This is a genomic window from Actinomadura roseirufa, from assembly GCF_900659635.1.
GTDB classification, from domain to species: Bacteria; Actinomycetota; Actinomycetes; order Streptosporangiales; family Streptosporangiaceae; genus Spirillospora; species Spirillospora roseirufa.
Genome location: NZ_CAACVB010000071.1, coordinates 1 through 20,045 on the forward strand (window position 1 = coordinate 1; position 20,045 = coordinate 20,045).

At 66.6% G+C, this 20,045-nt stretch carries 17 protein-coding genes and 1 pseudogene; 3 read left to right on the top strand and 15 right to left on the bottom strand.

Annotated features, from left to right (window positions below):
• The first annotated feature begins 1,147 nt into the window (after positions 1-1,147).
• The 3 genes from E1291_RS17270 (at position 1,148) to E1291_RS17280 (ending at position 6,027) form a co-directional block, all read left to right on the top strand.
• Entirely contained in the window at positions 1,148-1,855 is a 708-nt protein-coding gene (locus tag E1291_RS17270) for a hypothetical protein (RefSeq protein ID WP_131738840.1), read from the top strand.
• Positions 1,852-3,909 carry a coiled-coil domain-containing protein gene (locus E1291_RS17275; protein ID WP_131738841.1) on the top strand — a complete coding sequence of 686 codons (2,058 nt, stop codon included), beginning with the start codon at positions 1,852-1,854 and terminating at the stop codon, positions 3,907-3,909. The genes E1291_RS17270 and E1291_RS17275 overlap by 4 nt, the downstream gene beginning before the upstream one ends.
• A gap of 72 nt (positions 3,910-3,981) precedes the next feature.
• Entirely contained in the window at positions 3,982-6,027 is a 2,046-nt protein-coding gene (locus E1291_RS17280) for a hypothetical protein (protein WP_131738842.1), read from the top strand.
• Between the two features lie 79 nt (positions 6,028-6,106).
• On the opposite strand, the pseudogene E1291_RS17285 reads toward E1291_RS17280, so the two are convergent.
• The 15 genes and pseudogenes from E1291_RS17285 to E1291_RS17350 all read right to left on the bottom strand — a co-directional run.
• A pseudogene (locus tag E1291_RS17285) lies at positions 6,107-6,225 on the bottom strand (IS5-like element ISMt1 family transposase); the annotation flags it as partial.
• Between the two features lie 421 nt (positions 6,226-6,646).
• Positions 6,647-8,149 (bottom strand): hypothetical protein, encoded by a 1,503-nt coding sequence (locus tag E1291_RS17290; RefSeq protein WP_165495158.1) that lies wholly within the window; start codon positions 8,147-8,149, stop codon positions 6,647-6,649.
• A gap of 6 nt (positions 8,150-8,155) precedes the next feature.
• Entirely contained in the window at positions 8,156-8,566 is a 411-nt protein-coding gene (locus E1291_RS17295; protein WP_131738845.1) for a hypothetical protein, read from the bottom strand.
• A gap of 91 nt (positions 8,567-8,657) precedes the next feature.
• Positions 8,658-9,398 (bottom strand): hypothetical protein, encoded by a 741-nt coding sequence (locus E1291_RS17300; protein ID WP_131738846.1) that lies wholly within the window; start codon positions 9,396-9,398, stop codon positions 8,658-8,660.
• 261 nt (positions 9,399-9,659) lie between these two features.
• On the bottom strand, positions 9,660-9,803 hold the full coding sequence (locus E1291_RS42030) for a hypothetical protein (RefSeq protein WP_165495159.1): 144 nt from the start codon (positions 9,801-9,803) through the stop codon (positions 9,660-9,662).
• A gap of 136 nt (positions 9,804-9,939) precedes the next feature.
• Entirely contained in the window at positions 9,940-10,773 is an 834-nt protein-coding gene (locus E1291_RS17305) for a hypothetical protein (RefSeq protein ID WP_131738847.1), read from the bottom strand.
• A 54-nt stretch (positions 10,774-10,827) separates the two neighbouring features.
• On the bottom strand, positions 10,828-11,661 hold the full coding sequence (locus E1291_RS17310) for a hypothetical protein (protein ID WP_131738848.1): 834 nt from the start codon (positions 11,659-11,661) through the stop codon (positions 10,828-10,830).
• A gap of 87 nt (positions 11,662-11,748) precedes the next feature.
• Positions 11,749-12,525: a hypothetical protein gene (locus E1291_RS17315; RefSeq protein ID WP_131738849.1), complete on the bottom strand. Its 777-nt coding sequence runs from the start codon at positions 12,523-12,525 to the stop codon at positions 11,749-11,751.
• Complete coding sequence (locus E1291_RS17320; RefSeq protein ID WP_165495160.1) at positions 12,522-12,938, bottom strand: DUF4913 domain-containing protein; 417 nt, start codon at positions 12,936-12,938, stop codon at positions 12,522-12,524. Before E1291_RS17320 ends, E1291_RS17315 begins: the two co-directional genes overlap by 4 nt.
• A 26-nt stretch (positions 12,939-12,964) precedes the next feature.
• Complete coding sequence (locus tag E1291_RS17325; protein WP_207400777.1) at positions 12,965-14,773, bottom strand: type IV secretory system conjugative DNA transfer family protein; 1,809 nt, start codon at positions 14,771-14,773, stop codon at positions 12,965-12,967.
• Positions 14,770-16,191 (bottom strand): putative type IV secretion/conjugal transfer ATPase, encoded by a 1,422-nt coding sequence (locus E1291_RS17330; protein ID WP_131738851.1) that lies wholly within the window; start codon positions 16,189-16,191, stop codon positions 14,770-14,772. Before E1291_RS17330 ends, E1291_RS17325 begins: the two co-directional genes overlap by 4 nt.
• 69 nt (positions 16,192-16,260) lie before the next feature.
• The gene (locus E1291_RS17335) at positions 16,261-17,736 is read right to left on the bottom strand and encodes an SCO6880 family protein (protein ID WP_242614206.1); all 1,476 of its coding nucleotides are present in this window, start codon (positions 17,734-17,736) and stop codon (positions 16,261-16,263) included.
• The gene (locus E1291_RS17340) at positions 17,726-18,970 is read right to left on the bottom strand and encodes a hypothetical protein (protein ID WP_131738853.1); all 1,245 of its coding nucleotides are present in this window, start codon (positions 18,968-18,970) and stop codon (positions 17,726-17,728) included. The genes E1291_RS17335 and E1291_RS17340 overlap by 11 nt, the downstream gene beginning before the upstream one ends.
• 116 nt (positions 18,971-19,086) lie before the next feature.
• The gene (locus E1291_RS17345; RefSeq protein WP_503108240.1) at positions 19,087-19,821 is read right to left on the bottom strand and encodes a DUF8175 domain-containg protein; all 735 of its coding nucleotides are present in this window, start codon (positions 19,819-19,821) and stop codon (positions 19,087-19,089) included.
• Entirely contained in the window at positions 19,818-20,021 is a 204-nt protein-coding gene (locus E1291_RS17350) for a hypothetical protein (protein ID WP_207400778.1), read from the bottom strand. Before E1291_RS17350 ends, E1291_RS17345 begins: the two co-directional genes overlap by 4 nt.
• Positions 20,022-20,045 lie beyond the last annotated feature (24 nt).

The window sequence follows — 20,045 nt, forward strand, 5'->3', positions numbered from 1 at the left end:
CCTTCGTGCTCTTGGTCGACTCGAAGGATCACGAGGTGGCCGTCCTCATGTCACGGTGACACGCCCACACAGGCCAAAACCCGGCAGAAGGTCACACAGGCCCCATACACCACTTCCGTGGACGCTAACCCGCGGGACTCGTTTCACTGACAGGCGCCGGGGCTGAAGAGGAGGCATGTCACATGGCCCTCCGAGCCCTTACGGACCATCCCGGCGAAGCCGTCGAAGTGCTGATCAGCCGTCCCGACGCTAAGAAGCTCTTCGGCCTCGAATCTAACTCCCTCCGAGACCAACAGATTCCAGGCCTCACACTCACCGAATCTGATGACCAGACTCTCGCATACCTGACTAGGAAGATCCCAACGCGTCGTCTACTTATGACCTGTGAAATACCCCTTAGCAATCTCGGCAGGCTGCTTGCCGACCAGCGGGGGCGCGTCGCTGGAATCTATCTGTCGTTGCAAACTCCTGCTGCGGGGAACTCCGCCACCGGCAGGCTCATCGCCTTGCCGACAATCGCCATCAGGCGCCTGCCCGAAGTTCCAAGGTAGGCATCCCAAACGAGAAGAGTCGACTGGGACTTCGCAAGTATGGGAGCTTCGCCTTCTCCCGCGTTAAGCCGGACGGGCATCTCTACTCACCATCGCGCGTCCGAGGCGCGTGGTGGCGTAGGATTTGGGCGTCTTGCTTCCAGTTGGACGGCGTTCCGTCGTCGGTTGGTGTGCGGCGAGACATTCGGGCCGATGGGGTGCCACCTTCCGCGCGTCGGCGCGTGAGGTCCCGTCGGCCCACTGTCTTTCTCCGGCAGGTACGGCTCCTACTGATCCATACGGCCAGTAACGGTCCCGCCGGTTGATGGAGGCGCATCCACGCCGGGCGGGACCCAGGCATCGCTAGGTGATGACGCGTCCGAGACGAGAGGCGCCCAGGAGCTGTGCGGGCGGGAGTGAGCACAGATTGGTCGAATCCGCACGTGAAGCGCTGGATCTGCTCTGCAGTGATGGGACCGGTGTCGCAGGGCCGGGGCTTGTATCGTCTCCTGGCCCCTGGAAGCGAGGGTGCAGGTACAGGTACCTGTCAGTTTCTGTCCGGCAACGGTCCCGATACTAGTCTCGATCGCTGACGGGATCGAGTCTAAGGTCGGGGCATGGCGGAGGATCCTGACGGCGATCGGTTCGCTCATGCAGTGCGGCTGTTGTTGCTGATCGACGCAGCGGCTGACCCTCTGCCGGAGGCTGGCACTCCACCAGTGAGCGGCGCGGTGGCTGCCCTACGGTCGCAGGGCAGGCTGCAGAAGTTGGACTTCTGGTTGCGCAATCCGGACTACCTGGCTGATGAGCTCCTCACCGACTACGAAAAGGATCCTGATAAGCAGCCAGCACTTCTCGACCTGGCAGCGACGATCTTGGATTCGGACGAGCCTGAGATTTTTTCGATCCCGATGCTACGGTTTCTGTTCGGTGCTTATGAAGCGCTCGACCGTACGCTTGCGCTGCTGGTTGCGCCGCGTCTTATCGTGGTCGCCCATCGGCGCAGCGCCGATGGGCGGCGGGTGCTACTGGAGGAGTACTACCTGACGCAGAAAGGCCGGGATCTGGCAGCACAGGCCAGGGAGATGTTTCCGATGCTGGTCTGGTATTCCGAGCGGGCGGCACTGGTCCGGGCCCTGGCTGATGGGACGGGCAGCAGTGTCGTTGCCTTGCGGAACAGACAGTACCTCCAGCGGGACTATGCCGAGACACCGCTCAACGAAACGATTCCCGGAATCGCGAACAGGGCGAGGCAACGGCTTTCGAGGCTTAAAGTGCAGGCCGCAGTGAAGGCTGATATCGAGGAAGCGGAGGAACTGGCATGAATAGCCTGGTCGATCTGCCGGTTCCCTCAGAGGAGGAGATCCACGCGACGATCGCTCGCCGGGTCGGAAAAGTGAGCGCCGATGATGTGCGCAAGGTGCTGAGGGAGCACGGAATTGTTTTGGCTTCGCCGCTACCGGCACGGCGGAGCCTTTGCGTGCATCGGCTGTACTGCGAAGGGGTGAAGACCGACACCGATGACAACGACGGTCCCTTCACTGTCGAGTACACACTGGCACCCGGAGCCTGGGCGTTCGTCAGCGAGCAGAACTCAGCGGGGAAGTCGAACCTGCTATGGGCGTTGACGTGGGCGTTACGAGGTGAAGGGTTCGAGGAGTACCAGCGCGGTGACACCGTCGCCTGGTTCCAGTACATCCGCGCCGATGTAGAAGTGGCGGGTGTGCCCGTATCGGTTCGGGTCACATTGGGGCCGCACCGCAGGGTGAGCTTGGCGCTGCTGACCGCCGACAGCCTGCAAGCGCTCTTGGACCTTGACGGGCAAGAGGACCAGGGGGAACTGGTGCGCACCGTCGCCGTTGCAGGCGATGCCGCTGCGGCCAAGGATCTAATCGGAAGGTTTATGTGCGAGCGGCTCGGCCTGCGGCCGTTTACTGTATGGGCAGCGGAGCGGGGCGCACCGACTGAGGAGGGCGGGGCACGGGACGGCGACGCCCATACGCATGGTTGGCCGAGTTTCTTTCACGCCATCGCATTGAACGCTGGCCATGACAAGGTCTTGCTGGGGCCGGTGGCGACGGGTGCGCTGCCAGTTCGTCTGCTGCAGGTGTTCCTGGATGTTCCTTATGTGTCTGAACTGACCGAGATCAAGGCTGCCTCGAAGCGACTGCGGCAACGGCATCGTCATGGGGAGCGTCGCCAGGCCGAGGACCGCAGGGTGCGAGCAGCGCGGCTAGAGCCGTTGAGGGAGGAACTGGAGCAGGCACGGCGGCGTCTTGCCGACCTTTCCCGTAACGCGCCGGACGTGGCCGCCCTGGTCGCCGCAGTGCAGGAGACCTCGCGCGGATTGGCGCCTCTGACGAGCGCCCGAGAAGAACTCGCTGTCGTGGCCGAACGGGCGCGCAAGGACAGGATCCGCGATGAACGGGCCTTGCGGCAGGCGAAGGAGAGCGCCGCGGCGCGGAGCCTGCTTGGAGCGCTTGACCCGGAGATCTGCCCGCGCTGCGAGAGCGACATCGACGACGCCCGCCGGGAGCGGGAAGACCTGCTTCATCAGTGCGCGGTGTGCACAAGTGAGATCTCCGTCCAAGCGGAAGATGCCGATGACAGGGCCCGACTCCTAGCTGATCTCCACGACCGGCTTACTGGTTCCCGGCGTGCGGAGGCCAGCGCTGTAGCAGCTCTGTTCCAGGCCGACGACGAGCTCGGCGCAGCACGGGAGCGGCACGAGCTTGCAACGGCGGAGCTGGCGGACAACAACTCCGCCGCTGTGTTCGCGGCACGGCAGGAGGCCGCCGCTACCGTCCACCGACTGGAGGGCGCGATGGCCTTGTTGAGAAGAGATCTGGAGGTCGCTGAAGACGAGCCCGAGGAGGACCCTGCCGACCGGATTCTGGAGGTGGCCGAGGCGGAACTTGAGGCACTGGTCACTGTGCGCAGCCGGGACTTGTTCGCTGACGTCAGCACTGAACTCTGCGTGATCGCGCGCAGGCTTGGTGTCACCAACCTGTCCTCGGTGGACTTGAAACTCAACGGCACTCTCAACGCCCGTAAGTCCGGAAAGAGCACCCAGTACAGGCGTTTCAGCCCGGGTGAGCGGCTGCGCATGCGTATCGCCGCAGTCGTTGCGATGATCTCCGTCGGGCAGCGGCGTGGCATCGCCTCTCACCCCGGTCTACTCCTTATCGACGCCCCGATGAAGGAGGAAGTCGTCCCTGGCGACGCGGGGATGGCCCTTGCGGTTCTGCGAGACCTCGCGGAGAAGACCGATGGACTGCAGATGATCATTACTTCGATCGAGCCCGTCGTCCGGAACGTCTTCCCTGACAACAAGATCATTCACAGCGCGGTCGGGCCGAGCGGACGCTACATGTTCTGACCTTGCTGCATACCAGTACTCGGAAGTGGCAAGGACAGCCCTGAACGATGTGATCGGGAGGTGACACCGAGAATGAACCAGGCGGCAGAGATGATCGCTACCTGGGCGGCGACCGCATCTTCGCACGAGTTGCGTGTCGGGCCGGACGCCGACGATCTCGGTGGCCCCGACACGGTCGGCGCTCACGCCCAGGACCTGGCCGAAGGGCAGTTCCTGCCGATCCTTGTGCAGATCGCCTCTCACGAACACGGTCGAGCGCCAGGCGCCTCGGCCACAGTCGTCATGCGGGATGCTGTCGTGGCCGGCATGACGCACAATCAGCGTCATTCGGCGTTCGCATCGGCCGCCGACACGCTGACTCAACACATGGACTTTGCGGCCGCATTGGGACGCCCCCTGGCCCGGGCTCTGTCCCGGCGGTTGCGGGACGGCTTGGAATCCCAAGATCTGGAAGTGGCACACATCGCGATCGAAGCGGCCGAATGCCTCCTGACTCTCACACTCGCCAGCGTGACTGCCCCATGGGACCTCCTCAGCGTGATCGAAGAGGCCGGCGAGGCACCCGAACGGCTCGCCGAACCGTTCGCAGTGCGGCTGCCTCGTATCCTTGGCCTCCTCGACCAGACCCATCCGACCGTCCATCTGCACAGCGCTCTCCTGCGGCTGTTGCAACTCGACCACACCCACGCTGACGCCGCGTTCGAGCTGGCCATGATCGACCTGCGGACCGCATTCAACAGTTCTACCCGCGAAACGATGCTCCAGGGACTGACCACCGTCCGAACCCGTCTGGCGGAGTTGTGGGAACACACCGAAGCCCGTCAGGACGCGGGCATCTACCTCGCTGCGATCGACGCCCTGCTAGCTTTCGGCGGCCCCGACACCGCCCGGCAGGTCAACGACGCTGCCGCCCGGCTGCGTGCCCAATACCATCACTACCGGGCATGGCTGCAGGGAACTCCGACCCCGGCCTGGGCGCTGCCCCGCCAGCAGGAGATTACGAGCTGGTCCGAAACCATCATGATCATCGAGGAGGCCGCGGCCCATCTGGACGACGAAGTGTCCTGGCTCGCACCGCCGCGAGCGTTGCACGCCCTTCTGAAGGTCTACACCTGTGCCGCCGTCCCCGCCTCCTTAAGTGTGAAGGCAGCTGGCGAGGCGCTCCTGCAGCCTGTTGTCGAAGCGTCGTTTCTCCGCCACTCCCACCGACAGCAGCTCCTGGAGGCGGCCCTCACCGAACTACCCGAATTCCGCGACGACCCTACTGCCATCCGCCTGGCAGAAAAGCTCCGAGATCTCCAAGCGACTGCACAGAAAATACCTGGAGGCGATGCCGGGGGAAAAGCCCTTCGGTGGCCCCTACTGGCCGCCGAACTCCCCGAACACCAACTCCAGGACTTTCTCGCTAGCGTACCCGATGGCCAGGAATCCTCACTCGATGCGATCGAACTCGCCTTGCGGTCTCGCAGAAACGTTGAAGCCATCGCGACCGACCCTAAACGCAGTCGACTGCTTGAGCGACTGGTCGAGGAGCTTAGCGCATCACCAGACTGGATCCCCGGCATCGCCGACCCTTTCAGGATCCTGCTCGACTACACGATCCAGTTCGCATTCACCTGCTACGACAACGGACGCCAGATGGGCGGCCCCTACACCGAATACCTGCGCGCCCGGGACCCTTCTGGTCGTAAGCAGAAGATCGACGAGCGACTCTTCCATCAAGACTACCTGCGCTGCCTAACTTTCACTGACATCGCCTCTCTACTCAAAGCCGAAGTAATCAGCATTGGGGGCGGGCGAGTTGACCTGCTTGCGTCCTTTGGCGCAGTACAGTTCCCGATCGAATGCAAAATCGAGGAAGACGATGCCAGCCGGGAGAGTCTACGCGGCTACGCGGGCCAGCCCGCCCAATACACCGTCACCAGATCGGCTTTCGCGATCCTGCTCGTGCTCGACCTCACCGGGCACGAGGAAGGCACCGCAGACGTGTACTCCAGCATCTGGATCGAGCGCGTTCGCCGACAACATGAAGACCATGATCGCTTCATCGTCACCATCCGTATTCCCGGCGGACGCGTCGACCCCAACCGGCTGCGCACCCCCGCCAGCCAGCCCTAGAGCCTGTCCAGTGGATCATTCATTGATCCAGAGCAGGGTGGTGACCAGGACGACGGCTGCTCGGTAGTTGCGGGCCAGTCTGGTCGTAGCGGGTGGCGATACCTCGCCATTGCTTGAGGCAGCCGTTGCAGTGTTCGACCAGGTTGCGGCGTTTGTAGACGGCTGGATCAAAGACTGTGGGCGCCCGCCGATGGTGCCGCAAGAGGTCCCATCACTACGACCGCTGCGACGGTATCCGGCAACATCCTGCGCATGCATCGCTCGTGGGGAGAGCGGCCTGCGGAGCATGAACCAGAGGCCGCCGAGGAAACGGAGAGGCCCCGACCAAGCGAGCGGGCAGGGGGCGAGCGCGGACCCAGCGGTCCGCACTCGCCCTGTAGAACCAGTCGCGCCGAGGGAATGAACGTTCCTCGGTGGGCCTTCGCTGGAGGGGATCTTCTAGTTGAGGAATCCTGGCGGCCTGAGGTGGATCCGGCCGTCCATTATCCTGTTGAGGATACGTCAAGATAAAATTTGAGCGGCAATGCTATCAAGTGGAGGCAGGAACCTCACCTGTTTCACACCCTCCGCGCAGCATCCGCGCTTGATGCTTCCAAATCGACCCTCGCTTCGCTGAGGGCTAACGTTTTTTTGGCCTTGCTTGTTGATTTGAAGTGGATGAAGTTGGGGAACTATGTGTGGAGAGTGGGTGTGATTCTTGGGGAAGTTGCCTAATTGTTGACGGAAGGTCATTGAGGCTTAGTTGGCTGATAGATTTCCGATTGTATATTGATGTACGTCGTATGATGAGGTCAATTTCTTGGATTGGTCCCTGAGGTCTTTGAGGTAGTGACTGGATTGCCTGGCCCAACGTTGTGACGGCCTGTCGTCCGTAAGTCTGTGCAGCTCTGTACCGGTCGCGTAGGTGGTAGACGGCGGCGGGCGGGCGGGGGAGGTGGCCAGGCACAGGGCTGCTCTTTCTGAGGACGAGGAGAGCGGCCACGTCGTTGATTGCTTCTGCGTGGTCGCCGGCCATGACGTTGCATGCCTCGATGGTTCTGAGGACGGCGGTGGCGACGCGTGTGGCGGTGTCGAAGTCGGGGCCGAGTTCGCTGGGCTGCTTCATGCGGTAGGAAGCGCGTGGACTTGGGGTCCATTGAGGGTCGGCGAAGGCGAGTCGGCCGAGTCGGAGGATAAGGTCGCTTGCGTCGATGGAGGGGTCGCTTGTCGGGGGGCTGTGGTGGTCGGTGAAGTTTTCCCAGCGGTGGGTAATTGATCGCCATTTCAGGCTTGTGTGGCGGATGGCCGGGATGACGTTCTCGAAGGTGGAGGCGTGGTCTTTCTCGTCGAGTTCGGTCATGCGGTGTGCTAGATGCCGGGTGATCTTGGTACTGATGTCGCAGATGATGACGGCGGCTCGGGCGAGGTAGCGCCAGGTCGTGATCGAGTCGGCTGCGTTGAGATGCTTCAAGCGGTCGATGCTAACGCTGATGCCCGTCTCGGCTTCGGTGAGGTCTTCGCCGCTGGTTGGGGGAATCCTGTCTGGTGTTCCGTTGGCCGGTAGCGCGGTGATGAGGGTGTCGGCTTGTCCATAGAACCGTGCCAGCACGGCTGCCTTGAGGAGAAGGGTGCCGGCTTGGTCGACGGGTGGTTTCCCGCGGCGTGCCACGTGGGCGGCCGTGGCCGTGCAGCCGCTGATGCCGTGGAGGAGCGAGCGGGCGGTGTCGGTGCTGGTGATGATGGCGGCGTCAGGGGAGAGTTCCTGGGCGTTGCTCGGTGGGAAGTGGGTGGAGAGCAGGTCTAGTCCGCAGCCCAGGGCTATGGACGCTGAGCGAAGGTGATCTCTCAGCTCGGAGGTCGGGGTGTCGATGTGGGATGCCGGGCCGAGGAGCCGTTCTGCTTGTTCGATGAGTCTGCCCGCGCGGTGTGCGGCGTCGCGGATGCCGTACTGCTCGTCGTGCGGAGCGCCGAACCCTGTGGCGATCTTGTCGTGGTAGCGGACCAGGACGTGTGTGAAGCGGGACAGTTCGGCGCGCACGGTAGCGGCTCGGAGTTGCCGGTCGAAGCGCGGGCGGAAGAGAGCCCGGTTCACCTCGGCCAGATGCTGATCGGCGAGCAGGACCATCTCACCGAAGGTGGCCATGGGCGGCTACCGCAGGGCTTCGCGAAGCCGTCCGGCGTGCAGGGCCGCTCGTAGGCAGGCTGCCTTGTCGTCGGGGTCGCCGGCGAGCTCGGCGGCGCGGACCAGGTTCTGAGACGACTTCGCCGCCAGCTCGAACAACGCGTCCACCGTCGCGGTGAGGCCGGAGCCCTCAGCAGAGGGGGCCCTCTGGAGGGACGGCGCCTGGCGCAGCGCGCGGTGCGCTTGGACGGCTTCGCCCTCGGCCATGCCCCAGGCGATGAAGCCGTCCGGTTCCTGCTGGGCGAGTGAGGTGATGACGCGCTCGGCGTGAGCCAGGTCGTTCAGTGCGGTGTTCATGATTTCGGTGAACCAGGAGTGCCGCACCTCCTCTTGGTTTCGAGCGATGTGTTCGGGGCTCGGCTCGGTGCTGTGGGGCATGCGTGCTCTCCATGCGGTTAGGGGATGCGTTGGGGCGGCCAGGTCGTGTGCCCGCAAGGCGACGTCTCGCCGCAGACTGCTCGGGATGTATTCAGGCGGACTGTGTCGGGCCGGACCTGGGGGAGGGCTGGCAACTGGTCCGAGTCGAGCCCGGGCTGGGTGGAATGCCGGTGCCGATGTCGTGCGGAAAGTCGGCGATGGCCGAGCCCGCAGCAAGCGGCCGTTGAGGGGCGGCGGGCGCGAGCTCCTGCAGCAGCCTTGTCTCGGGGACTCCACTCCAGGCGCTCAGTGAGGTGAGGAGTGCTCGCCGCTCCCCGTCGAGTTCGGACGGCATGAGCGGAAGCGGTGGACGTGTGGTGAGCTGGAGGTAGGCACACTCGGCCTGGTCGGCTCGTGTCACCATCCCGAGGCTGGTGTTCACCTGCGGAAAGGGCGGTGCCGGTGACAGGTGCGCCGCGGGCTCGGCGTAGGTGGGCAAGCCGGGGACATCGATCAGGAAGCATGTCTGGTCGGCGGTGTGCCATCCGATGATGGTTCCGCAGCGGCCCTCGTGGCGATCGAGCCGTACCTGGTCGCCGATCTTGTACGCCTCGGCCGATTCTTCGAGGTTGATGGCGTGGCCGGTGGTGACCGCCGCGGAGAAGTCGATCCGCTGTGATCGCGCGTAGTGCTCCAGGTCGCACATCAGCGCCCCGAGGAGGGCCTGTGCGTAGCGTCCGTCGTGTTGCAGCAGCGAGGGTTCGCTGGGGAAGGCCGTCTGCTCGTAGGCTTTCAGCGCCTTCTGACCGCGAGAGCGGCGTCGGGCCATGGCTGCGTCGGAGGTCATCGGCACCTACATCAGGGCCGCGTGGACGTGGCCGGCGTAATGGGCCGCCCTGAGGCAGGCCACTCTGTCGGCGGGGTCGGTCGATCTGGAAGCGACGTTCAGGATCGCCTGAGCGACGGCCAGCACCAGTGCGGCGACGGAAGCGGCGATTTCCTGGAGTTCGACTTGGTCGACCCCGGACAGGCTCTGGGGCCAGGCGAGCGTAGGTGCCTCCGCCAGTGCCCACCACGCGTCTGAAGCTTCCGATAGTGCTGTCTGGTAGGCGGCCTAGGTCCCTTCTGGGGCGCTCTCGGCCAGCAGGCGGACGGCGCGCTCGATCTGCTCCAGGCCGATGAAGGCGGAGGTGAGCAGGGCGGGGATGGTGTCGGCAGCCTTGATCTGCTTGGTCACGTGCGCGAAGTGGCGCTTCACGGAACCTCCGAATGCTCGCGACTGATGCTTATAGGCCGTCCATGCACTCTCTGTTGATTGAAGTTGATCAGAGTGTGATCCTCGGATCCTGATAGATCAATCTTCGTGACCGCGTGTCCGCGACGATTTCGCTGGCTCAGCGGCTGCGTGGCCGATGAGGTGGCTTGCCTGGAGCAGATGAGGGCCGCGACGGTGTTCTGGCTGACCGGTCTGGGAGGCCTTGCTCCAGGGAGACGGGAAATCCCTGGGCGGCGAGCGGGCCCGCTTGCGGAGGAGTGTTAGGTGCGGATGGTTCCTCTGGACGGCGAGTAGTGCTGGTGGACCTGGCCTTGATGAGGTCGGTGGCGGTCCGCGGGTCCATGCGGCTCCATCCCGTCAGTGCGCGTAACAGGGCTTGATGGTCGCGGACGTCCTCGGGCTGAGGATGGGCTCCGCGAGCCTTGGCGCGCTCGATCTGCCTCACCGTCTGGATGATGACCTCTTCGGCTCGCAGTGGGTTGTCGATGATCCCGCGGCTGGTGGAGGTGAGGGGGAAGGGTGGCGCCGGCTCCAGGTCCGTGTCGAGGATGCGCTGGTTCTTGCTGTCGCCCATGAAGTGGACGTAGTACTCGATGGGGCCGCTATCAGGGATCAGGAGCCCGGTGACGCAGCCTCGGGTTGGGTGGCCGAGGAGTTCGGCCTCGTGGGCGGCCGGGCCTTCGAGCTGGACGAGCGAACCGATGGCAAGGGCACGGGCCTGTGCTTGTTCGCTGAAGAAGCTGGATCGTGCCCCGTCGAGGACATCGTCGAAGCTCAGGCCGCGCTGGTCGGTGTAGTGCATGAGGTCGGTCAGGAGGTCGGCGAGCAACTCGCGAGCCTGATGGTCGTTCCGCCGATGGTTCCAGGCTGTGCTCTGCTCGAAGAGGGCCTGAAACGAATCCAGAATCGTGGCTCCGAACTCGGCGAAGTCGTCGGTGTCGCTATCGGTCATGGGCATTCCACGGGCTGCGTACGGTGCGGGTGGTCGTAGGTGCAAGGGATCTCGTCACGGACGCTTTCCCTGCTTGGGCGGCTGGGTGGGTTGGATGGGGCGGTGTTCGTCGGGCGGATCGGTGTGCTGGGACAACCTCGGACGGGCGGAAAGGGAGGGCGCCCCTGATCTGGCCTGCGAGGCGAACGGAGCAGTGCCCGAGGCGGGTGCATTCGAGGCGTGGTGGCGGAGCCGTTCGCGGATCTGACGCAGCACCAGTTCTTGTGTGCCACCCGACCACGTTGCGAGAGCCGCGGACAGACTCGTGAGATCTGCCAGGACGGCCTCGTCGATGGTGGAGCCGTCACGCTGATGCTGCGTGACCTGAGAGACGAGGTCGACGAGGGCGGCCTCGGCATGGGCGGCGCTGTCGATGACTGTCTCTGTACGGGAGAGGACCGGCGGAAACGGTTTGGTGAGCTCCAGCTCCGCCGCCGTGACCTGGATGCGTTCGGCGACGCCTGGGACCCGGACGACGCACTCATCGACGTCTGAACCAGGTGCGGCTCTCAGCTCGGTGATGAAGCCGCGGAGGAGCGGGTAGCGCATCGGCTTGGTATCGCCATCGGGGGACCTGCGGATCTGAACCTCGGTCAGGACTGTGTAGTTGCCGGCTCGGTGCGTGTCGGCGAGGGCTCCTCTGTTCCTGACGAGTTCGGCCAGGACCTTGTCGATATCGAGGTTCTGCCGGTCGGCAAGGTGGACGAGCTCCCTGATCAGCGCTCGTACGAGGATCCCGGCGAGCAGTGGGCTGTCACGATGGCTGATGGTCCGCTCGGCGATCGCATTCTGCTCGTAGGCGTCCAAAGCGAGGATCACACCAGGCGACTCGTTGGTGGGGTCGGGCATATGTGCTGTCTCCGATGGTGCTCTGGCGTGCTGCGGCCGGATGGTGAGGACGGCGATCGGACCCGGGGAGAGGTTGCTTCAGGGCTTTCACATGCGGTGTGCGCGCGAGTCCGGTGATGGTCGGGACTTCGGTACTGCCGGCTCGGGCTGGCGCTCGGTGAGTTGAGTGTCAAGGCGCTGGGGGAAGTCCCGGTGCATCAATGCTGGCCGTCTGGCCTTACGGGTGCTCTGTGCTTGGACTTTGGCGGCGATCCTCGGGCCGGTTGATAGGTGGATGGCGATTGCCGAACTGCCGCTCCACAGGGCGAGGCCATCGATCAGCCGCTCCTGCTCTTGATACAGGGCGGGTTCGGGTAGCCAGCCTTCATTCTGGGCGTGCCGGATGGTGAGGGTCACTTCGTCCAGCCGTTCTTCGGCCTCTTGGACGGTGCTGACGATCCCGGTCTGTGTCTTGATGGAGCCGAACGGCGGAGCCTTCTCGAGTTGGGCGGTCGACACCACGAGCTCGTGCCGCTCGCCGGGGATGTGGACGGCGCAGAGGACCTCGCCCCTACGGGTGATGCGTCCACCTGTGACGATGCCTCGCCACAAGGGCTTCTGGCGTGGCTGAACTTCGTCCCCGATGACGAAGCCGTGGTCCTCTGCCCGGTCGTCAGCGTAGGCGGTGCGAGCGGCGGCCATCGTCGTCGGGAAGTCGATGTGGTGGTGGTCGCAGTAGTGGATGAGGTCGGTGAGTAAGAACTGCACCCTTTCCGCCGAGGCGGGCCCCTGCTGGTCGGAGGGCTGCCCCGGGCTGTAGGCGTTGAGTACCCCGGCGACGATTTCGATCGCGTCGGCGAAGGGCGCTTCCTGCCGCTCGCTCATCGGACGTCCTCAGACTCGTCTTGGACGGTCTGGAGGTCGAAGTCGAGCCAGCCCAACGGGACCGGGACGAGCCTGGCTTGGTGGGGTTCGAGATGCTCGTTCTCGGTGCATTGGTAGAAGGGCCCGCGCGCTCCCAGGAGGACGGGGAGTTGGTGGTCGAGGTGGTCGCGGTACCACAGGGCCATGCCGGTGGCGCCTTGCAGGCGCATCGCCTCCCAGGAGTACCAGAGGGCGGTCAGGCGAGAGATCGCCTCGTCGTGCCGCCACCATTCGGCGCACCAGCGGAATTCGCCGCCGAGCGTGCGCCGGTACATGGGGACGAAGTGGTGCGTCACCCAGCTGGGCAGGTCCGGGTAGAACGGCTGCGGTTTGCTGTCGGTGGCGGAGCTGTCGATTGCTTCCTGTACGGACATGGAACCTCCAGGTCCTTCGTGCTGGCTTAGGGCGGGGTGGTTGTGGGTTCGTCGCGTTGGTAGTGGTGGCGGGCGGCGTCGGCGATGGCGGTGTCGGCGGCCGTGATGGCTTGGGTGATCGGTGCGGCGTATGGGCCCTGGTACCAGGGGCATAGGCGGAGCAGTGCAGGTTTGGTGCCGGTGGCCAGGAGCAGTGCTGTGCCTGTGGGCAGGGCTCTGATATCGGCGGCTTCGAGGATCTCTTGGCGGCGTAGGGAGATCTGCTCGCTGGCGCGTCCGTCGGCGTAGGTGATGGAGCGGATGGGAACGTCGTGCTGGCCGATGAGCGTGGCCAGGTCCCGGACGAGGCGTGGGGAGTCGATGCCGGCGCCGATGAGTTTGCGGGTGGCGGCTCCCCACAGGGCGGCCATTCCGGGCTCGCCCCAGACGGTGACGCCTTGTTCGTAGCTTTGCAGGATGGTGACGGGGATGATGCCGCGCGATCCGAGGTGGGAGTAGAGCTGGGGAAGGTCGGCGATGCGGCAGATGTTGGCGGCCTCGTCCAAGGCGACGACCAGCGGCGGGTCGAGGCGGCCGCCGGCCTGCTCGGCTCGTCGTTCGGCGGCGCGCATGGTGGTGTCGGTGAGCGCGGCGATGAGTGGAGCCGCGGCGGACAGGGATTTGGAGAGCAGGTAGAGGGTGTCGCGGGAGCCGGCGAAGGCGGCGGGATCGAAGACGGGCAGGTCGTCGTGCGGGGTGACCCAGGCGAGGATTTCCTGGTCGCGGAGTGCTTTGGCCGCGGTACGGGCGGTTTGGTAGATGCCGTCTCGGGTTTCGACGGCGCCGTTCTGGGTGCCTTTGAGGGAGGAGGCCATGAGCTGGAACCCGGCCTGCTGGAGCAGTTCGATGGGTGTGGGGACGGCGGGTTCGTCCAGCCATTGGGCGACGTGATGGAGCGAGCGCCCGGAGGTGGCTGCGGCCAGGAAGAGCGCGCAGAGCAGGTCTTGTGCTGCCGGGCCCCACAGGTCCTTCTTCTGTCCGTCGTCGACGGTGAGGACGAAGTGTCCGGCGAGGCGGTGGGCGTCCTCGACGGTGTTCAGCCCGGCGAGCGGGTTCCACCACCAGGCTTGGGGCTGGTAGGTGATGTGCTGCGGGTCGAACAGCCAGACCTTGCCGCCGGTGCGTTCGGCGCGGACGGTCGCGATCGCCGACCACAGGTCGGCTTTGTTGCTGGTGGCGATGACCGCGCCGGGTGCCGACAGCACGTGCGGGATGGATTGGGTGGTGGTCTTGCCGGAGCGGGGCGCCATGAACGCCACCACGGTGTCCTCGAACGAGGCGAACACCGTCGGGCCACGTTGATCGCTAGGGAGAAGTACGTCGCCGAGCACGAGCCCGATGTCTTCGAAGGCGAGCTGATCGGGTGCGGTCCCGTGCAGGGACCGGCGTAGCTGAACCGCCTTGCTCGCCGTCGTCGACGCATGGAGCGCGGCAAGACCGGGGTTGACGGCCAACGCGGCGACGGGATCCCCAGGCTGTGGAAGGCGGGCGGCGATGCGGTGCCCGGCCGTCAGAAGAACCGCGGCTGTCCCGAAACACAGTCCGGCGGAGATGAGCAGGACCAGTGGGGTTGGTGTTCCGGGCCAGGCGGCGCCGGTCCGCCGGTCCGCCAGTGCGAAAGCGAATTCGGCGCCGAAGCGCATCACCTTTCCGCCGGTCAGGGCTGCGGCGATCCGGGCGGCGGTCCAGATGAGCCCGAGGACGGCGATGGGCGTCCAGCAGGCTGCCAGGACGAGCCACCCGGCGGCCGCGTTGGAATGCCATAGCGAGGCGCGCGGTCCGAGCGCCCGGGTCAAGCGGTGCCTCGGATGGCCTGGTCGGTGTCGTACAAAGCGAACTCGGGACCCACCAGGGACAGTTCGATGGGGATGCCGAGGCGCTCACCGGTCTTGATCAGGTACTTGCCGCGTCCGGGATGGCGGGCGCCGGGCTGCCAGGAGTCGGGCGCCGACCAGGAGGTGACCAGTTGCTGCTCGGGCCCGGTGAGCGGAGTGATCTGGTGGACGCGGGCCAGTTCGCGGGGCGGCAGCCCGGCCAGGACGGTGATGGCCGACCGGTCGGCGAAGCCTTTGGCCTTGGCGCGGTCCTCTTCGGTGGCCAGGGCGTCGAGGTCGGCGAGCGAGTGGGTGATCATGATGGATGCCATGCCCTTGGCGCGGTTGAGGCGGGTCAGCGCATCGGCGTGCTCGACGAGGCCGGGGGCGCCGCGCAGGGCCCGCCACAGTTCGTCCATCACGCCGAGGTAGGAACGACGAGGCCCGGCGCCGAGGTCGGCGAGGATGGTCGCGGCGTCGACCATGCCGAATGCGTAAGCCCAGGTGCACAGCATTGCGGCGGTGAGGAGTTTGTCTCCGGCCGCGCGGACGCGGGAGATGTCGACGCTGATCGCCGGTGAGCCCAGGTTCAGGGGGCGCGTGGTGGCGGCGTCGAAGACACCTGCCAGGGAGCCGGAGATGAGCAGGTCGAGGGTGAACACCAGATCACGGGTCTGGGCACGGTAGGCGTCCTCGGTGTCGGTGCGGGTGGCCGATCGCAGCTCGGCCGGCCCTTGTTCCAGGATGCGCAGGACGTCGACGACGGTCGGTTCGTGGTCGAGCCGTTCGTCCAGGAGGTCGATGGCCCGTCCCAGGACGACTTCCTCGGCGTTGGTGATGCGCGCCTCACGCACCAAGGTCGCCAGCGCGAGCAGCAGTGACAGCCGCCGGGAGCGGACCTCCCAGCGCAGCGTCTCGGCATCGGCCCCCGTGAGACGGCGCCGGGCTTCGTCCAGGGGTCCGGCGTCCAGGGGGTTGATGCGGTCGAAGCCGCGCCCGACCCGGATGACCTGCCCGCCGAGGTACTCGACGAGGATCGTGTAGTCCGGCTTGGTGTCGCCGAGGATGATCGGCGTCGTGCCCGTCGCGACGGCGCCGGTCACCAGGCGCTTGACCAGGGTGGACTTGCCGGTGCCGGGCTGGCCGAGGACGAACATGCCCGGGTTGGTGACCAGCCCTTCGCGCAGCCAGGCGAGGGGATCCAGGCAGACGACCTCTCCCCACAGCTGGTGGCGTCCGACCGGGGTGCCTGCGGTCGGGGTGCCCGACCCGGCGGTGAACGGGTAGAGGCCGCAGACCTGGCTGGTGGTGGCCTGAAACTCCGGCGCAGACTCGACGTGCGAGGCGCGTCCGGCTCCCGGGTGACGCCAGCCCCACGGTGGCCCGAGAGCCTCGGCCATGGCCTGAGACTCGACGCTGGGCGGGCGCGTTGCTGGTCGCGTGGTTCGGTTCTGCAAGGGACCTCCGGTTCAGTGGAAGAGTCGGCGGGACAGCTCGGGCGGGCAGATCCCGCACGGAAGCGTGGTGGCGAACCCGGCGGCTTGGCCGCCCCACAGGCGGCGCAGCCGGATCCGGGCGGTGTCCCCGGCCGCTTCGACGTGCGAGACGGCGCGCTGGAGCTGGTCGGGATCGGTAACGGTGACGGTGGCGTACAACGAGACCAGGCAGACACCGGCGCCCATCGCCTCTTCGGTGGCGGCCTGGCGGGCGCGGGCGGTGTCCCAGGTCTCGCGGGCACTTTCGTCGCGGCCGGTGCGGCGGCGGAACTGGGCGCGGAACGCCGCGGCGTTCACCTCTTGTTGCAGGACGCGGCTGGCCGTCGCGGCCGGGAGCGCGCGGTATTGCAGCGTGACGCGCTTGGGGAACGGCCCGGGTGCGACCAGCCGGGCCAGGACGTCCGAGCGCACGTTCTGGCGGGGTGGTTCATGCCAGGCCCAGGTGACCGAGGTCGCGCCGTCGTGCTCGTAGTGGCCGGTGTGTTCGGTGGCGGCGACCGGTCCGGCATCACTCCAGCTCAGCAGCTCCTCTGCGGCGGGGCCGGTCAGGAGCCGGTCGACCTCGCCACGGGAGCGCGGGTCGAAGGCGGTCCGGACGGTCCCGGCGATCTCAGCCGCGCTCGCCCGTCCCACCACGGCGACGCCACAGCCGCCCAGCCGTGACGCCAGTCCGTCCAGCGTCCGCCCCAGCTCGGCCACGGCCTCGATGAGGTCCCTTGGCGCGGTGGACGCGGCGCGCGGGTCGAAGGTGACCGAAACGCGCGTGTTCACGTCGGCGGCCGTGGCGGGGGCGGTGCGGACGAGCTCGTCCATGATGGCGCGGGCCGGTGCCGGAGCAGCCGGTGTCACGGCGCGGTCGATGGCGTCGGCGAGGGTGGAACCGGGCTCGGGAGCGGTCTCCACGGTCACCGTCACCCACCGGATCGCCGGGGCGTGCCCGAGGCCGGCGAGCCAGTGGCCCCAGGACGCGACCCAGGCGTCGGCGTCGCCCCGGTCGGCCAGCCAGGTCGAGGTCGGAACGAGGCGAAGCGTCGCGGTCAGCAGCCCGGTGCGGCGATCCCACACGATTCCGTAACGTCCGCCGTAGCCGTCCTCAGCGCTCAGCAGGGTCAGCGGCGCCAAGACTCCCGGGAGCTGGAACGCCCGCGAATGGTCGACGACCACGCCCGCCCGATACCGGTGATGACCACGCAGGACACCCCACCGCCAGCGCACACGCGCCAGCATCTGCCTGGCCAGGGAGACCCCTCCGATGCGGACCATGCCCAGCCCGCCTGCCAACAGCGCCGGCGGGAGGAGGTAGACCAGCAGCCGTGGGGCGGTGGCGGCGACCAGGACCAGCAGCAGCGCGGCACCGAGGGCGGTGAAGGTGGACGCGGTGTCCATGCCCAGCAGCCCGATCCCGCGTCGACGCCGCCAGCCTCCATAGGTGCGAACGTCATGCCCCACCCCCGCCACCTCCCTCGCCACCCGCGCCGCTGGGACCGCCGGCATCTGTCGAGCCGGAGGGGTTGCCCATCCAACGCAGCGTGTCCTCACCGCGGTGGCGCTCCTTCTCCCACGTCCCCATCACCGTCGGCCCAACGGGCTCCGCGCTGTCCGGGGCTGTCGAGCCTTGGCCGCTTTGGTGAGGCGAAGGTTCGTGTGAATCGGATGAGGTCTGTTGGCTTCCCGTTGGCCTTGCGGGATCGGTGGCCTGACCGCTGGAGGGCCCGCCGCCGGGCGGCGGGTCCATCGGGGGTGAACTGTCAGCGTCTTTCGGCGAGGGCTGGCGATCGCCGAGTTGCTGGTCCAGGTAGGTGGCGTGCTCGCCCGCCGAAGTGGACCGTCCATCGGCCGCGCCCTGGGAGGCGCGCAGAACGCCAAGCGCGGTCGCGCCTCCCATCAGCGCCCCCAGCACACCACCACCACTGCTGGACTCGGTTCCGCCGGTCGTCCAGGTGAAGAACTTCAGCAGCACGGGGAAGGCGATCAGGCTGATCAGCATCATCGCAAAACCCATCAGAACAGCGTGCAGATCCTTGCCGTGGCCGATGAGCGTGAACGCCGTGGCGTAGACGGCGGCGGCAGCGGGCTTGTAGAAGATCAGGGCGAGCATCCAGCCGGTGATCCGCGTGAACCACGAACGCGTTGCCGAGGTGATCATCCCGGCCGCTGCCAGTGGCAGGAGCGCGGCCAGGATGATCAGGGCGGCGCCGCGGAAGAGCAGCAACAGCGCCTGGATGATCCCGATCATCAACGCGGCCAGGCACAGCACGATCACCAGCGCGGCGGGCGTCCCGGTCGGCAGGGTCACCAGTGCGGTCATCCGCTTGGCGAAACCGCCGTGGGACGCGGCGGGCAGCACCCACCCGCACCACTGGTCGCCCCACTCCAGCAGCAGATTCGGCAGCGCCACACCGATCGCACCGACCGCCGCGAGCGCGACCAGGCCACGACCGGCATCGATCAGCGGGACGGCCTTGCGCGTCAACACGGTGCGTCCCGCGACGAGCAGCAACGCCAGCACCGCGACCGCGACGGTCAGCGGCCGGACCAGCAGTTGCAGATACCCGATCGCCGGTTCGGTCTCCAAGTTCGGAGACGGGGTGCGCACCCACCAGGAGGCGGTGTTGGACACCAGCCAGCCCACCGCCTCCTGGAATGCCTTGGCGGCCTCCTCCAGAACGTTTCCACCGATCACCGCCGGAAGATCGGGTAGGGGAGGACCGAATGGGTGGTCGTCGTGGTCGGCCTTCTGGACGCACACTGGATCCAGCACCGGCGAACACGGCACGGGACGCACCAACGACATCGGCATCAGCTGCCGGCACTCGGGAAGCGCGTGTAGCCGTCCAACGAGTCGACCGCCGTCGCAGCGCCGCCCCAGGTCCCGCCTGGCGGGGCGATGACCCGCCAGTCACCGCCGCGCCACCGCACCTGGATACGGGTCACGGCACGGACGGTGACATCGCTGTCGCCGGGACCAGCCGACACCAGATCCAAGCTCGCGGTCTCGGACGAGTACTGCTGCCAGCGGAACCCTTCAAGGACGACGTAAGCCCGCACCGGCACCCCCTGTCCGGCCGGCGGATGGTCCAGGGTGTCGAAGGCCTCACGGCTGGAGACGAGCAACATCGGAGCATCCGGGCCGATCACCTGTGCGCTGATGGTGGGCTCGAACACCGCCGGCTCCCACTGCGGATTCGCCCGCACCACGATGTGAACCGCCGCCAGCAACGCCCCACGTGCCGTCCGCGCGAAACCCGCCGCCAGGTCGGCCCGAGTGTCGCGGGGCCCGTCCTGAGCGGAGTAGGGCAGAAGGACACCGTGGTAGTCCCGCCACCAGAGCCCGGCCAGCGACACCGCCGGAGCATCCACCAACACATCAGCGCTGGTGTTCGCCCGAGGCTTCGCCACGACAGGATGGGGCCTCGGCCCGGACGCGGAACACGCGGCCAGCGCCGTCAGGCCCAGCACGGCACCGGAGACGGCAACCGTGAGACGCCGCCTTGCTCTCGGCCCTGTCATGGACAGGGTCGTGCTCGGGCTCATCGGAAGAACACCCCGACAATTGATCCCGCCGTCGCGGCGAGGCTGAGGCCGCCGAGCACCCACGGGATGCCGGTCGCGCCGTCGGCGGCGAACGTCGAGCGGTTCTTGCGGCCGATGGCCATCTGCCCTGCACAGATGAACAGCCCCGCGACCCCGCAGACCAGCACGCCCCACTTGCCCCAGGCCAGCAGCGTGTCCATCTTCTGATCGAGCCCAGGCGGCGG